The organism is Zavarzinia sp. CC-PAN008 (genome assembly GCF_051903925.1).
Lineage (GTDB): Bacteria > Pseudomonadota > Alphaproteobacteria > Zavarziniales > Zavarziniaceae.
Map to the genome: position 1 here is coordinate 513091 of NZ_CP173678.1, position 14027 is coordinate 527117.

The following is a 14027-nucleotide window of genomic DNA, read 5'->3' on the forward strand; positions in this document are numbered from 1 at the left end:
GTTCAGCCGACAACGCCGCGGGCGACGAACTCCGGATTCTCGAAGCCGGCCTTGGCATAGTGCATGGGCTTGCCGTCGAGCGTCTCGACCGCGCCGCCGGCGGCCCACAGCACGGCATGGCCGGCCGCGGTATCCCATTCCATGGTGCGGCCGAAGCGCGGATAGAGGTCGGCCAGGCCCTCCGCCACCAGGCAGAACTTGAGCGACGAGCCGGCCGGCGTGACGGTGGCGCCGGGCAGGCCCGCCAGATAGTCCTCTGTCCGCGCGTCGCGATGGGACCGGCTGGCCACGACGACCATGCCCTGATCCGGCACGGGGCGCGCGGCAATCGGCCGTTCGATCCCCGCCTTGACCGCAATGGCAAGGCCGGCACCGGCCGCGCGCCAGCCGCGCTTCTGCGCCGGGGCCAGCACGACGCCCAGGGTCGGCGCGCCGTGCTCGACCAGGGCGATGTTCACGGTGAACTCGCCATTGCGGCTGATGAACTCGCGGGTGCCGTCGAGCGGATCGACAAGCCAGAAGGCCGGCCACTGGGCCGGCTCGCCTGGCGGCAGCCGGCCGGCGGCCACGCTTTCCTCGGCCACCACGGGAATGCCCGGCGCAATGCGGGCCAGGCCGGCCAGGATCACCCGCTCCGCCACCTCGTCCGCCTCGGTCACGGGGGAGGAATCGTCCTTCTGCCGCACGGCGAAGCCCGCATCATAGATGCGCATGATCTCGACCGCGGCCTCCGCCGCAACCTGATTCAGGGCCAGCGCCAAGGCCAGCCGGTCGGCCTGCGCCGTGCCCAGAGTATTCATGGGCGGGCAAGTGACACGCGGTGCCCCCCGGGTCAAGGGGACGGGGACGCTGGCCGGCGACACAGGGGCGCGGCACACTGCAGCAATGATGACGAACGGCAGGGGTCGGGACGTGCTGGGCCTGCTGCTGGCCGGCGGCCGCAGCCGCCGCATGGGCACGGACAAGGCGTGGGTCGACCTGCACGGGCAGCCCCTGGTGCAACGGGTCGCCGCGCGCCTGGCGCCACAGGTGACGGTCCTGGCCCTCAATGCCCCCAGCGGGGACGCGCGCTTTGCCGCCCTGGGCTGGACGATTGTGCCGGACACGATTGCCGGCCACCCCGGGCCACTGGCCGGGGTCCTGGCCGGGATGGACCATGCGCGCGCCCTGCCACGCCCGCCGACCCATGTCGCGACCGCACCGGTCGACGCGCCGTTCCTGCCGCACGACCTGGTGACGCGCCTGTGCGCGGCGCAGGCGCGGACCGGGGCGGCGGTTGCGCTCGCCCGCTCCGCCGGCAAGCGCCACCCGGTCTGTGCCCTGTGGCCGACCTGGCTGGCGGAGGACCTGCGCCGGCGCCTCGCAGGGGGTCTGCGCCGCGTCGACCTCTATGCCCGTGAAAAGGGTTGCGTGCTGGTCGACTGGCCGGCCGAGCCGATCGATCCCTTCCTGAACCTGAATGCGCCAGCGGACGTGGCACTTGCCCGCACGCTGCCGGCTTGAGCCGTGTCAGGTTGGCGGGCGCTTGATCCCGCGCTGCGGCGGCAGCGGGGCCGCCACCAGTTCGATCACGGCGGCGTTGATCAGCTGCTTGCCCGCATGCTCGAAATTGACGGTGACGCGCATGCCGACGACCGACTGAACCTGCCCCAGGCCCCAATCCGGCTCGCCTGGATGGCGCACATGATCGCCAGGCAGCACCCCTGCTCGTTCCATTCCGACCTCCGTCCCGCGACGCCGGCTCTCAGCCTTGCCCCGCAGGCCGCGGGTGACAAGTGGCGCGCCCTGGACTACCACGACGCCCGGGTGCCGCAGGAATTAGGATGATGGAAAGGCTGGACCGGCTAAGCCCTTGTCCGGACCTGTTGCGAGCGAGCCTTCAGCCATGACCGACCTTCACCTTCTCGAGATGCTGTGCTCGCGGATCTGCCACGACCTGGTGGGGCCGGTCGGGGCCCTGTCCAACGGCGTCGAACTGCTGTCCGAGGGCGAGGATGACGAGGACCTGCGCACGCAGGCCCTGGAACTGCTCGAACACAGCGCGGCCGAGGCGCGCGCCCGGCTTCAGGCCTTCCGCTTCGCCTTCGGCGCCGGCGCCGGCTTTGGCGAGCAGATCGCGGAGGCCGAGGTGCAGCGCCTGGCCGCCGACCTGCTTGCGCGCGGCCGGGTGACGCTGAACTGGCCGGCGGCGCCCCGCCGCCTGGACAAGGATCCCGCGCGCCTGGCCCTGAACCTGGTCATGATGGCGGTCGCGTCCCTGCCCCGCGGCGGCGTGCTGGAAGTGACGTGGAACGAACACGGCGCCATGGTCACGGCGCGCCACGACCTGGTGCGGCTGGACCGCGAGCTGGCCGCGGCGCTGACCGGCACCCTGGAGCCGGAGGCCCTGTCGCCGCACCTGGCGCAGGCGGTGCTGACCGCGCGCCTGGCCCAGCGCCTGGGCGTGCGCATGGTCATCGCCGAGGCGCAGGGGACCGTCACCTTTGCCCTGTCCCCGGCCTGAGCCGGGACGCCGGACGCACTCCCGCACGCTGGTTCGTATCTTCGCGATACGATTCACCCCGTATTAAGCAGTCTGGCGGAAGGTAGGGCGTGCGCGACCGCCCAATCGTCGGAGCGGTGCCGCCGGGGAGCTGCTCATGGACGATCTGCTGCGCGAATTCCTGACCGAGACGTTCGAAAGCCTGGACGTCGTTGATCGCGAGTTGGTCAAGCTGGAGCAGGATCCGAACAACAAGGAAGTCCTGTCGAACATCTTCCGCCTGGTCCACACGATCAAGGGGACCTGCGGCTTCCTGGGCCTGCCGCGCCTTGAAGCGGTGGCCCATGCCTCCGAGAACGTGCTGGGCAAGATCCGCGACGGCGCCCTGGTCGTGACCGTGCCGACGGTGACGGTCGTCCTCGCCTCGCTCGACCAGATCAAGGAGATCCTGGCCGTGCTGGAGGCGACCGAGGCCGAGCCGCCGGGCGAGGATACCGACCTGATCGCCCGCCTGAACCTGGCTGCCGAAGGCAAGCTGGAAGACGCGCCGGTGAAGGCGGCGGCCCCCGCGCCGGTCGAACCCGTGTCGAATGTGGTGCCTGGCCCGCGCCCCGCGGTCGCCCTGCCGCCGGCCCCGCCCCCCGCACCCGTCGCCATCGTCGCTGCCGAGGCCGATGGCCCCTACGATTCGTCGCTGGGCCGCGCCCTGCGCCCCGGCGAGGTAAGCCTGGACGAGCTTGAGGCTGCCTTCGCCGCCGCCGCCGGGCCCGAGGAGATGCCCGCGGCAGCAACGCCGAAGATCGCCGCCGTCGCCCATCATCCCGAGGAAACCGCCGTCGCGGCGGCGCCCGCGGGCGAAGCCCGCAGCAGCGAATCCTCCGTCGCCAACCAGTCGATCCGCGTCAGCGTCGATCTGCTGGAAAACCTCATGACGATGGTGTCGGAGCTGGTCCTGACGCGGAACCAGCTGATGCAGATGGTCCGCAAGCTGGACGACAGCGAGTTCGCGGTGCCGCTGCAGCGGCTGAGCCATTGCACCAGCGAGCTGCAGGAGAGCGTCATGAAGACGCGCATGCAGCCGATCGGCAATGCCTGGGCCAAGCTGCCGCGGATCGTGCGCGACCTGGGCCACGAACTGCACAAGAAGATCGACCTGCAGATGCACGGCGCCGAGACCGAGCTGGACCGGCAGGTGCTGGAGCTGATCAAGGACCCGCTGACCCACATGGTGCGCAATTCCGCGGACCATGGCCTGGAGACGCCGGCCGAGCGGCGCGCCGCGGGCAAGCCCGAGACCGGGCGCGTCACGCTGGATGCCTTCCATGAAGGCGGTCACATCATCATCTCGATCAGCGACGACGGGCGCGGCCTGAACGGGCCCAAGATCCTGGCCAAGGCACGCACCAACGGCCTGGTGACCGAGGCAGAGGCGGCGGCCATGACGGACGCCCAGATCCACAAGCTGATCTTCCATCCCGGCCTGTCGACGGCCGAGAAGGTGACCAGCGTGTCGGGTCGCGGCGTCGGCATGGACGTCGTCAAGTCGAACATCGAGAAGATCGGCGGCACGGTCGACGTGAAGAGCCAGGCCGGCCGCGGCAGCAGCTTCACGATCAAGATCCCCCTGACCCTGGCGATCGTCTCTGCCCTGATCGTCGAATGCGCGACGGAACGTTTCGCGATCCCGCAGATCAGCGTGCTGGAACTGGTGCGCGCGTCGGGCGACAGCGAGCACCGGATCGAGCTGGTGAACCAGACCCCGGTCCTGCGCCTGCGCGACACGCTGCTGCCGCTGGTCTACCTGGACAAGGTGCTGGGCCTGGGCGATCCCACCGCGCGCAGCCTGGAGGAAGCGTTCGTCATCGTCAGCCAGGTCGGCGCCTATACCTTTGGCATCGTCGTGGACCGCGTGTTCGACACCGAGGAAATCGTGGTCAAGCCGGTGGCCCCGATCCTGCGCCACCTGTCGCTGTTCTCTGGCAACACGATCCTGGGCGACGGCAGCGTCATCATGATCCTGGACCCCAACGGCATCGCCGCAGCCACGGCCGACTCCCATGCGGGCCAGTCGCGCACCCAGCACATGGAGGAGGAGCAGGTCGCCGTGTCCGACGAGTCCGTCGCCATGCTGCTGTTCCGCGCCGGCTCCGAGGAGCCGAAGGCGGTGCCGCTGGCCCTGGTCGCGCGCCTGGAGGAGTTCGAGGCCAAGGACATCGAGCGCAGCAACGGCCGCATGGTCGTGCAGTATCGCGGCCGCCTGATGCCGCTGGTCGCCGTGTCGGACCAGCAGCGCCTGCGCGACATCGGCCGGCAGCCGGTCATCGTCTTTGCCGACGACGGCCGCGCCATGGGCCTGGCCGTGGACGAGATCCTGGACATCATCGACGAGAAGCTGGACGTCGAACTGCCCGCGCATACCGCGGGCATGCTGGGCTCCGCCGTCCTGCGCGGCAAGGCGACCGAAGTGCTGGACGTCGGCCACTTCCTGACCACCGCCTATCCCGACTGGTTCGAGCGCAAGGGCGATCCCGAGGCGACCCAGGTGGGCGGCAAGCGGCTGCTGCTGGTCGAGGACAGCGCCTTTTTCCGCTCCATGCTGACGCCCGTCCTGTCGGCCGCCGGCTTCGAGGTCACGAGTGCCGCCGACGCCAAGGCGGCGTTGCGCCTGCGCGAGCAGAACATGACCTTTGACGTGATCGTCAGCGACATCGAGATGCCTGGCATGAGCGGCTTCGAGTTGGCCGAGACGGTGCGCGCCGAAGGCATCTGGCGCGAGACGCCGATCGTCGCCCTGTCGTCGCGCTCCAGCCCCGGTGACTTCGAGCGCGGGCGGACTGTCGGCTTCACCGACTATGTCGCGAAGTTCGACCGCCAGGCCCTGCTCCAGGCGCTGGAGACGGTCATGCGCGAAGCTTCCCTGGGCGACAGCGCCGCTCCCTCGGGTCACACGCCCTCGGGCCACACGCCGGGTCACCGGCGCGCCGCCTGATCCTGCCACTCGCCGACCGCTGGCGGGCCGATGGCCCGCCAGCGATCCATGAGGCAGGTCATTGTTCCGCTTCGCAAACAAGGTTAATAACGCATCCGCCAGTACCCGTGGCGGGTGCAGCACCGGTTGCCGCAGGATGGAGAGGCGATCCCCATGAAGACCTGCCTGATCGTCGATGATTCCCGCGTCATCCGCACCGTGGCCCGCCGCATCCTGGTCGAACTGGGGTTCGAGGTGGACGAGGCCGCGGACGGCAGCATCGCGCTGGAAAAGTGCCGGGCACGCATGCCGGACGGCATCCTGCTGGACTGGAACATGCCGGTGATGTCGGGGATCGAGTTCCTGCGCGCGCTGCGCGCCGACCCCGGCGGCACCCAGCCCAAGGTCATCCTGTGCACGACCGAGAACGACATCAGCCATATCCGCGAGGCGATCGCCGCGGGGGCCGACGAATACGTGATGAAGCCGTTCGACCGCGAGATCCTGGAATCGAAGTTCGAACAGGTCGGTCTGGGCGGCTGACATGTCAGGCCCAGCCATGAGCGAGTCGCGGCCCGCCGGGGCCGACCGGCCCTATCGGGTCATGGTCGTCGACGATTCGGCCATCATCCGCGGCCTGATCACCCGCTGGCTCTCGCAGGAAGCCGACCTGGAAGTGGTGGCCAGCGCCGCCAACGGCCAGGCCGCCGTCGCGATGGTCAAGCAGGCCGATCCCGAGGTCCTGGTCCTGGACATCGAGATGCCGGAGATGGACGGCCTGACCGCGCTGCCCAAGCTGCTGGCCGCGCGGCCGGGCCTGCGGGTGGTGATGGCCTCCACCCTGACGCGGCGCAATGCCGAGATCAGCCTGAAGGCGCTAGAGCTTGGAGCCTCCGATTACCTGGCCAAGCCGGAATCGACGCGTTCGGCCGATGCGGCGATCGCCTTCCGCCTGGAACTGATCGCCAAGATCCGCGCCCTGGCGCACGGCCTGCGCACCCGCTCGGCGGCAGCACCGGCGCCGCGCCTGGCGACGCCTGCCGTCCAGACCTCGCGCCTGTCCCCGCGTGAGCCGGTGAAGTTGCGCGCGGCCGGGACCGCGCGGCCGCGCGTCCTCCTGATCGGCTCGTCCACCGGTGGCCCACAGGCCCTGGCCGGCGTGCTGGGCGGCCTGAAGAAAGTGCGGCCGGGCCTGCCCATCCTGATCGCGCAGCACATGCCGGCGACCTTCACCGCGATCCTGGCCGAGCACCTGGGCCGTGCCTCCGGCATGCCGTCGGCGGAGGGCAAGGATGGCGACCCGGTCCTGGCCGACCACATCTATGTGGCGCCCGGCGACCACCACATGCAGATCGTCGACACCAATGGCGAGCGCCGCATCCGCCTGACCCGCGATCCGCCGGAGAATTTCTGCCGCCCGTCGGTGGAGCCACTCTTCCGCACGGCAAGCGCCCTCTATGGCGCCGGCTGCCTGGCCCTGATGCTGACCGGCATGGGCAGCGACGGGCTGAAGGCGTCCCGCACCTTGGTCGAGAGCGGCGGCACGCTGATCGCGCAGGACGAGGCCACCAGCGTGGTCTGGGGCATGCCGGGTGCCGTCGCCCAGGCGGGATTGTGCGCGCAGGTCCTGCCCCTGGCGGAGATCGCGCCCACGCTGCTGCGCCTGATTGGCAGGGGTACGCCATGAAGCCCGAGGATTTCGACCTGCTGGCCGGCATCATCCGGCAGCGTTCGGGCCTGGTGCTGACCCGGGACAAGCTCTACCTGCTGGAAAGCCGGTTGATCCCGGTCGCCCGCAAGCGCGGCCTGGCGGGCCTGGAGCAGCTGGTCCAGGCCCTGCGTGCGCGCCGGGACGAGTCGCTGCTGAAGGACATCACGGAAGCAATGACGACCAACGAGTCGTTCTTCTTCCGCGACAAGACACCGTTCGAGTTGTTCGAGAAGGTGATCCTGCCCGAGTTGATGACCTCGCGCGCGGGGACCAAGACGATCCGCATCTGGTTCGCCGCGGCGTCGACGGGGCAGGAGCCCTATTCCGTCGCGATGATCCTGAAGGAGAAGGCCGAGCTCTTGCGCGGCTGGCGCATCGAGCTGGTGGGCACCGACCTGTCCACCGACGTGCTGGACCGGGCACGGGCCGGCCTCTACACCCAGTTCGAGGTCCAGCGCGGCCTGCCGATCCAGATGCTGGTGAAGTACTTCACCCAGGTGGGCGACCAGTGGCAGATCGATCCCGCGTTGAAGGCGATGGTGAAGTATCGCGAGTACAACCTGCTGCACGACCTGACCGCGCTTGGCCGCTTCGACGTCGTGTTCTGTCGCAACGTGCTGATCTATTTCGACGCCCAGACCAAGGGCGAGGTCCTGGCCCGGATTTCCAAGGTCATGCCGGACGACGGCTTCCTGTTCCTGGGCGCCGCCGAAACCGTGCTGGGCATTACCACCGCCTATCGCCCGGCCAAGGACGCGCGCGGCCTCTACGTTCCCGCGACATCGCCCCGCCATTGATCCGGGTCGGTTGATGGTGCCGCCCGCGCGCGGCACCATGCCCCCCGCAAAAGAAGCGGGAGGATGCGATGAGGACGATGCTGCTGGCGGCGCTTGGCGCCGCGGCGCTGGCGCTTGGCACAGGCCACGCCGCCCAGGCCGAAGCCGGCCTGAAGCTCTACACCATGGACTGCGGGCGCATCGCGCTCGATGACATGTCCCTGTTCGGGGACGGCAGCGGACCGAAGGGGGTCAAGGGCAACCTGATCTCTCCCTGCTACCTGATCCGCCATGCCAAGGGCGACCTGCTGTGGGACACCGGCTTTGGCGATGCGATCCACGCCATGCCGGACCACGTCCTGGAGCCGGGTCCAGGCTCCCGCATCACGGTACCGGTGACCCTGGCGGCGCAGCTGGAGCAACTGGGCCTGAAGCCCGCGGACATCAAGCTGGTCGCGTTCTCGCACTTTCATTTCGACCATACCGGGAATGCGGGCCTGTTTCCCGACGCAACCTGGATCGTCGACCCGAAGGAAGTCGCCTATGCCAAGCGGGAGCCGACACCGTTCGGCGTGAACCCGGCGGCAACGGCGGGCCATGACCCGGCCAGGACGATCGAGATCAGCGGCGACCACGATGTGTTCGGCGACGGCACGGTGACCATGCTCGCCTCCCCCGGCCACACGCCGGGCCACTACATGCTGCTGCTGAAGCTGGACAGCGGGCCGCTGCTGCTGTCGGGCGACCTGTGGCACACGCATGAGAACTTCGAGAAGGGGATCGTGCCCGGCTTCAACGATGACAAGGCAGCGACCCTTGCCTCGTTCGAGCACATCAAGGGCGTCCTGGACGAGACCAAGGCCCGCCTGGTGATCCAGCACGAGATCCCCGACTTCGACGCCCTGCCGAAGTTCCCCGCCGCGCTGGAATAGGACCGCAGCACCTGTGAAATCCCTTGCAGGAGACCCGCGAGACGCATGCGCATCGGTGCCCTCCCCCGCCGCAGGTGGGGGAGGAGCCGGCAGGCGATCGGGTACAGCTTCAGCAAAATTCCATTGACATATTGGGCAACTTGTGCACATATTGGGTCACATTCTGATCTGATCGCGAAAGGTGCGGGGATGACGGACATCGCCGACGCACAGGCCGGGACTGTCCATCGGCAGCACCAGGCCCTGATCGCATCCCTGAGGGAGACGGTCGCCCTGACCCAGGCCCGCCTGCATGCGCACCTGGGCCAGGACGGGCCGCCCGCCGCATTCGGCCGGGACAGCATCGCCACGATGCTGCGCACGCTGGTCCGGTCGACCGACATCCTGATCGCGCGGGAGCGCAGCCTGCTGAAGCTGGACGGACAGGGGAGCGACCTTGGAACCGAAGACGCGGACGGCTACGACGCGCGACTCGAACAGTCGTTGGATCGGGTCTCTGCCAAGGCCGTTGCGCAAGGATTTCCTGGCCGGCCTGACGCGGACTGACCGCCATCGGCTGCTGTTCGACTGGCGCTTCTGGGCTCGCCAAAAGCAGCTGGCGCCGCAGGGCGACTGGCCGGGCTGGCTGGTCCTGGCGGGGCGCGGCTTTGGCAAGACGCGCATGGGCGCCGAATGGGTCCGCGCCATGGCCGAGAGCGGCCGATTCCGCCGCATCGCCCTGGTTGGCGCCACCGAGGCCGACGTGCGCAAGGTGATGGTCGAGGGCGAAAGCGGCCTGCTGGACATCTCACCCCCCTGGAACCGGCCACGCTGGGAGCCCAGTCTGGGCCGCCTGCGCTGGAAGAACGGGGTCGTGGCCCAGGCCTATTCGGCGGCCGCGGCCGACCAGTTGCGCGGGCCGCAGCACGATGCCGCCTGGGCCGACGAGGTTGCAAAGTGGGCCGATCCGGATGCCTGGGACCAGCTTCTGCTGGGCCTGCGTTTGGGCACGGCCCCACGCTGGATCGCCACCACGACGCCGCGCCCCAACGACCTGGTGCGCCGCCTGCTGCGGGAGGCGGGCGAGGTGACCAAAGGCTCCACATTCGAGAACACGGCCCTGCCGCCGACCTTCCTTGAGGCGATGGTGGGGCGGTACGAGGGGACGCGCCTGGGCCGCCAGGAACTGCACGCCGAGGTGCTGGACGACGTTCCGGGTGCCCTGTGGACCCGCGCCATGATCGACGACCATAGGCGGGCCGCGCCCGAACTGGCCCGTGTCGTCGTGGCGATCGACCCGTCCGTGGCGGCGCAAGGGGACGGGGCCGAGACGGGCATCGTGGTGGCCGGGATCGGCCATGACGGGCACGGCTATGTCCTGGCCGACCTGTCGACCCATGCGTCGCCCCAGCAATGGGCGGCGCGCGCGGTCGAGGCCTGGCACCGGCACGAGGCCGACACGCTGGTGGCGGAGACCAACCAGGGCGGCGCCCTGGTACGCGACGTCCTGCGGTCGGGCGATCACACCGTGCCGCTGGCCGAAGTGCGGGCCAGCCGGTCCAAGGCGGCGCGCGCCCAGCCGGTCAGCGCGCTGTACGAGCAGGGCCGGGTGCACCATGTCGGCGCATTACCGGAGCTTGAGGCACAGCTGCTGCGCTTCACGCAGGCCGGACCCGATGGACCCTGCGACCGGGCGGATGCCCTGGTCTGGGCCATCACGCACCTGATGCTGGGCAAGCCGGAGCCGAGCCCGCGGATCCGGGCGCTGTAGCGGAACCGTTTCACCGGATGCGTCGAGACGGGTGGCTGCACACCCGCCTCAACATGAAGCTGCTTTCATTCAAAGAATCTCACGGTCGTCATCCTGGGGAGCGTCGAAGACGCATCTCGAAGGATGCTTGAGCGACCCTGCCACCCATCGCGAAAGGATCGACCATGCCGTTCTGGGCAGGATGGTTTGCGCGTGACCGCGGGCAGAAGGCCGCGGCCTATGCGGCCTGGGCGCCACTGGCGGCTCCCCGCTGGACGCCCCGGCGGTACGAGGCGCTGGCCGACGAGGGCTTTCGCCGCAATGTCGTGGTGCACCGCTGCGTCAGCCTGATCGCCGGGGCCGGAGCCACGGTACCGTGGCTGGCCTATGACGGGGCGGGGCGGGAGGTGGCGGACGGTGCGCTGTCCCGCCTGCTGGTGCGGCCGAATCCGGGCCAGGACGGGTGGGCGTTCCGGGAGACGCTGCTGGCCCACCTGCTGATTGGCGGCAATGCCTATGTCGAGGCGATTGCCGGGGCCGGCGGCCGCCCGAGGGAGCTGCATCTGCTGCGCCCGGATCGGGTACGGATTGTGCCCGGTCCAGCGGGATGGCCCGCCGCGTTCGAACATCGCGTCGGCGGCCAGGCCACCGTGCACGTGGTCGACCCGGTCACGGGCGCCTCCCCCATCCTGCACCTGAAGGCACTGCACCCGCTGGACGACTGGTACGGGTTGAGCCCGCTGGAGGCGGCGGCCGTCGCCGTCGACCAGCACGGGGCGGCCAGTGCCTGGAACAAGGCGCTGCTGGACAATGGCGCGCGGCCATCGGGCGCCCTGGTCTATGCCCCCAAGGATGGGCCATCGACCCTGGCCGACACGCAGTTCGACCGCCTGAAGGCCGAGATCGCGGAGCAGTGGCAGGGCGCGCACAATGCCGGGCGGCCGATGCTGCTGGAAGGCGGCATGGACTGGCGCAGCCTGGCCCTGACCCCGGCCGAGATGGACTGGCTGAAGGGCCGGGACATGGCAGCGCGGGAGATCGCGCTGGCCTTTGGCGTGCCGGCACAGCTGATCGGCATTCCCGACGCGCAGACCTATGCCAACCTGGGTGAGGCGCGGCTGGCCTTGTGGGAGGACACGATCCTGCCGTTGGTCGAGCGGGTGGCCGGCGCCTTTGCCCGCTGGCTGGGACCGCAGGCCGGCGTCGTGCGCCTGATCCCCGACCGGGATGAGATCGCAGCGCTGGAACCAAGGCGGGCGGCACGCTGGGCCAAGGTGCGGGAGGCGGCAGCCGTCCTGACCCTGAACGAGCAGCGCGCCGCGCTGGGCTATGGCCCGGTAGCGGGTGGCGACGCGCTGGGGGTAACGCCATGAACGCGCGGATTGCGGCCACGCTGGAAGCGCGTGCCCTGGCCCCCGACGGCATCCTGTCGGGCTATGCCTCGATCTTTGGGCTGGTCGACGGGCAGGGCGATGTCGTGGCGCCCGGCGCCTTCCGCGCCAGTCTGGCCGCCTGGCGGGCGCGGCGCCTGTCGCCGCCGATGCTGTGGCAGCACGAAGCGGCGGAGCCCATCGGCATCTGGACCGCTCTTGCCGAGGATGGCCGCGGCCTGGCCGTGACCGGGCGCCTGGCCCTGGGCACCAGGCGGGGGCGGGAGGCGTTCGAGCTGCTGCGCCTGGGTGCGGTCACCGGCCTGTCGATCGGCTATGCCGCGGTCGAGGCGACGCGCGATCCGCGGACTGGCACGCGCACCCTGCGCCGGGTGACCTTGCGCGAAATCAGCCTGGTGACATTCCCGGCGAATGACGGTGCCCGCGTGGCCGACGTCAAGGCGGAGGCGCGCCTGCTGGCCAGCCTGCGCCGCGCGACCGCCGCACTGCGCTAGCTATGTAACCTCATACATCACCGCACCGGGGAGCGTGTGGAGGTCTGCTTCAACATCCTTCGAGACGGGCCTGCGGCCCTCCTCAGGATGACGACCGTCGAAAAACCCCAATGAAGTCAACGGCGTCATGCTGAGGAGCGGCGCGAAGCGACGCGTCTCGAAGCATCTTTGACGACCTTTACGCCCCCATTTGAGGCGGACACGAACAGATCCCTTTTGCCGAAAGGAAACCACCGAATGACCGACCTGATCGCGGTGCAGGCCGCCACGGACGAGCTTGCCCGCACGTTCAGCGAGTTCCGCAGCCAGAACGACGCGCGCCTGGCGACACTGGAGCGCAAGGGCAGCGTCGATCCCCTGCAGACCGAAACCGTCGACCGCCTTAACGGTGAGCTGACCCGCCTGTCGGAGCAGGTGGAGCAACTGGGCACCGCGCTGCGCCGGCCGGGCCTGGACGGCGGACGGTCGATCGACGCCCGCGGCGTCGAGCACAAGCAGGCCCTGCTCGCCTATCTGCGCAAGGGCAACGAGGCGCCACTGCAGGCGCTGGAGGCCAAGGCGCTGTCGGTCGGCTCCGACCCCGATGGCGGCTACCTTGTGGGGCCCGAGATGTCGGACCGGATCGTCCAGCGCCTGCGTGACTCGAGCCCGATGCGGCAGGTGGCGGGCCAGGCCAGCATCACCTCCGACGCGATCGAGGGAATCCTGGACCTGGGCGAGCCCGACATCGGCTGGACCGCCGAACTGGGCACACGGGCGGAGACGGCGACGCCGGCGCTGGGCCAGTGGCGCATCCCGGTCCACGAGATGTATGCCGAGCCGCGGGCCAGCCAGAAGCTGCTGGACGATGCCGCCTTCGACGTCGAGGCATTCCTGGCCGCACGGGTGGCCGAGAAGATGGGCCGGGCCGAAAACACCGCGTTCGTCTCTGGCAACGGGGTCGGGCGCCCGCGCGGCTTCCTGTCCTATCCGACCGCTGCCAGCACGGACGCGGTGCGGCCCTGGGGCACGTTCGAGCATGTCGGCACCGGCACGGCCGGCGCCTTTGCCGCCAGCAACCCGGCCGATCCCCTGATGAATGCGTTCTATGCGTTGAAGGCCGCCTATCGCGCCGGCGCCGTGTGGATGATGGCCAAGGCGACGGTCGCCGCGACCCGCCTGCTGAAGGAAGCGACGACCGGGCAGTACCTCTGGCAGCCGGGCCTGACCGCAGGTCAGCCGGCCACCCTGCTGGGCCATCCGGTGATGGAGGCGGAGGACATGCCGTCGCTCGCCAATGGCAGCCTGTCGATCGCTTTCGGCAACTTTGCCGAGGGCTACCTGATCGTGGATCGCGCCGGGATCCGCACGCTGCGCGATCCCTATACCGCCAAGCCGCAGGTCAAGTTCTATACCACCCGGCGGGTCGGCGGAGACGTCCTCAACTTCGACGCGATCAAGCTGGTCCGCTTCGCCTGACGCTGCCCCTCCCCCTTCCGTCCTCATCCTGAGGAGGCCGCAGGCCGTCTCGAAGGATGGGCCACCTGTGCTGGCTGCCCATCCTT

At 69.8% G+C, this 14027-nt stretch carries 14 protein-coding genes; 12 read left to right on the forward strand and 2 right to left on the reverse strand.

Going from position 1 to position 14027, the window contains the following annotated elements:
* Positions 1 to 2: 2 nt before the first annotated feature.
* Positions 3 to 800 carry a 3'(2'),5'-bisphosphate nucleotidase CysQ gene (gene cysQ, locus ACI6GS_RS02555; protein ID WP_439816205.1) on the reverse strand — a complete coding sequence of 266 codons (798 nt, stop codon included), beginning with the start codon at positions 798 to 800 and terminating at the stop codon, positions 3 to 5.
* Between the two features lie 88 nt (positions 801 to 888).
* Here cysQ and mobA point away from each other — a divergent pair, with 88 nt between their 5' ends.
* Complete coding sequence (mobA, locus tag ACI6GS_RS02560) at positions 889 to 1503, forward strand: molybdenum cofactor guanylyltransferase MobA (protein ID WP_439816206.1); 615 nt, start codon at positions 889 to 891, stop codon at positions 1501 to 1503.
* A 6-nt stretch (positions 1504 to 1509) separates the two neighbouring features.
* Here mobA and ACI6GS_RS02565 read toward each other — a convergent pair whose 3' ends face one another.
* Positions 1510 to 1716: a DUF3553 domain-containing protein gene (locus ACI6GS_RS02565; protein WP_439816207.1), complete on the reverse strand. Its 207-nt coding sequence runs from the start codon at positions 1714 to 1716 to the stop codon at positions 1510 to 1512.
* Between the two features lie 169 nt (positions 1717 to 1885).
* Here ACI6GS_RS02565 and ACI6GS_RS02570 point away from each other — a divergent pair, with 169 nt between their 5' ends.
* From ACI6GS_RS02570 to ACI6GS_RS02620, 11 genes are all read left to right on the forward strand, one after another.
* Positions 1886 to 2503 carry a histidine phosphotransferase family protein gene (locus ACI6GS_RS02570; protein ID WP_439816208.1) on the forward strand — a complete coding sequence of 206 codons (618 nt, stop codon included), beginning with the start codon at positions 1886 to 1888 and terminating at the stop codon, positions 2501 to 2503.
* A gap of 136 nt (positions 2504 to 2639) precedes the next feature.
* Positions 2640 to 5471 carry a hybrid sensor histidine kinase/response regulator gene (locus ACI6GS_RS02575; protein ID WP_439816209.1) on the forward strand — a complete coding sequence of 944 codons (2832 nt, stop codon included), beginning with the start codon at positions 2640 to 2642 and terminating at the stop codon, positions 5469 to 5471.
* Between the two features lie 153 nt (positions 5472 to 5624).
* Positions 5625 to 5993 carry a response regulator gene (locus ACI6GS_RS02580; protein ID WP_439816210.1) on the forward strand — a complete coding sequence of 123 codons (369 nt, stop codon included), beginning with the start codon at positions 5625 to 5627 and terminating at the stop codon, positions 5991 to 5993.
* Between the two features lie 16 nt (positions 5994 to 6009).
* Positions 6010 to 7137 (forward strand): protein-glutamate methylesterase/protein-glutamine glutaminase, encoded by a 1128-nt coding sequence (locus ACI6GS_RS02585; protein ID WP_439816211.1) that lies wholly within the window; start codon positions 6010 to 6012, stop codon positions 7135 to 7137.
* Positions 7134 to 7958 (forward strand): CheR family methyltransferase, encoded by an 825-nt coding sequence (locus ACI6GS_RS02590; protein ID WP_439816212.1) that lies wholly within the window; start codon positions 7134 to 7136, stop codon positions 7956 to 7958. The genes ACI6GS_RS02585 and ACI6GS_RS02590 overlap by 4 nt, the downstream gene beginning before the upstream one ends.
* 68 nt (positions 7959 to 8026) lie before the next feature.
* A complete protein-coding gene (locus tag ACI6GS_RS02595; protein WP_439816213.1) occupies positions 8027 to 8869 on the forward strand; it encodes an N-acyl homoserine lactonase family protein in 843 nt (280 codons plus the stop codon).
* A gap of 189 nt (positions 8870 to 9058) precedes the next feature.
* On the forward strand, positions 9059 to 9415 hold the full coding sequence (locus ACI6GS_RS02600; RefSeq protein ID WP_439816214.1) for a hypothetical protein: 357 nt from the start codon (positions 9059 to 9061) through the stop codon (positions 9413 to 9415).
* Positions 9378 to 10619, forward strand: a complete 1242-nt coding sequence (locus tag ACI6GS_RS02605) for a DNA-packaging protein (protein ID WP_439816215.1) — start codon at positions 9378 to 9380, stop codon at positions 10617 to 10619. Before ACI6GS_RS02600 ends, ACI6GS_RS02605 begins: the two co-directional genes overlap by 38 nt.
* A gap of 164 nt (positions 10620 to 10783) precedes the next feature.
* Positions 10784 to 11971, forward strand: a complete 1188-nt coding sequence (locus ACI6GS_RS02610; protein WP_439816216.1) for a phage portal protein — start codon at positions 10784 to 10786, stop codon at positions 11969 to 11971.
* Positions 11968 to 12483 carry an HK97 family phage prohead protease gene (locus ACI6GS_RS02615; protein WP_439816217.1) on the forward strand — a complete coding sequence of 172 codons (516 nt, stop codon included), beginning with the start codon at positions 11968 to 11970 and terminating at the stop codon, positions 12481 to 12483. Before ACI6GS_RS02610 ends, ACI6GS_RS02615 begins: the two co-directional genes overlap by 4 nt.
* 237 nt (positions 12484 to 12720) lie before the next feature.
* Positions 12721 to 13941, forward strand: coding sequence for a phage major capsid protein (locus tag ACI6GS_RS02620; RefSeq protein WP_439816218.1), 1221 nt, complete (start codon positions 12721 to 12723; stop codon positions 13939 to 13941).
* The last annotated feature ends 86 nt before the right edge of the window (positions 13942 to 14027 follow it).

Coding starts and splice junctions, on each gene's coding strand:
- cysQ (WP_439816205.1), bottom strand. CDS start 800: ATGAATACTCTGGGCACGGCGCAGGCCGACCGGCTGGCCTTGGCGCTG.
- mobA (WP_439816206.1), top strand. CDS start 889: ATGACGAACGGCAGGGGTCGGGACGTGCTGGGCCTGCTGCTGGCCGGC.
- ACI6GS_RS02565 (WP_439816207.1), bottom strand. CDS start 1,716: ATGGAACGAGCAGGGGTGCTGCCTGGCGATCATGTGCGCCATCCAGGC.
- ACI6GS_RS02570 (WP_439816208.1), top strand. CDS start 1,886: ATGACCGACCTTCACCTTCTCGAGATGCTGTGCTCGCGGATCTGCCAC.
- ACI6GS_RS02575 (WP_439816209.1), top strand. CDS start 2,640: ATGGACGATCTGCTGCGCGAATTCCTGACCGAGACGTTCGAAAGCCTG.
- ACI6GS_RS02580 (WP_439816210.1), top strand. CDS start 5,625: ATGAAGACCTGCCTGATCGTCGATGATTCCCGCGTCATCCGCACCGTG.
- ACI6GS_RS02585 (WP_439816211.1), top strand. CDS start 6,010: ATGAGCGAGTCGCGGCCCGCCGGGGCCGACCGGCCCTATCGGGTCATG.
- ACI6GS_RS02590 (WP_439816212.1), top strand. CDS start 7,134: ATGAAGCCCGAGGATTTCGACCTGCTGGCCGGCATCATCCGGCAGCGT.
- ACI6GS_RS02595 (WP_439816213.1), top strand. CDS start 8,027: ATGAGGACGATGCTGCTGGCGGCGCTTGGCGCCGCGGCGCTGGCGCTT.
- ACI6GS_RS02600 (WP_439816214.1), top strand. CDS start 9,059: ATGACGGACATCGCCGACGCACAGGCCGGGACTGTCCATCGGCAGCAC.
- ACI6GS_RS02610 (WP_439816216.1), top strand. CDS start 10,784: ATGCCGTTCTGGGCAGGATGGTTTGCGCGTGACCGCGGGCAGAAGGCC.
- ACI6GS_RS02615 (WP_439816217.1), top strand. CDS start 11,968: ATGAACGCGCGGATTGCGGCCACGCTGGAAGCGCGTGCCCTGGCCCCC.
- ACI6GS_RS02620 (WP_439816218.1), top strand. CDS start 12,721: ATGACCGACCTGATCGCGGTGCAGGCCGCCACGGACGAGCTTGCCCGC.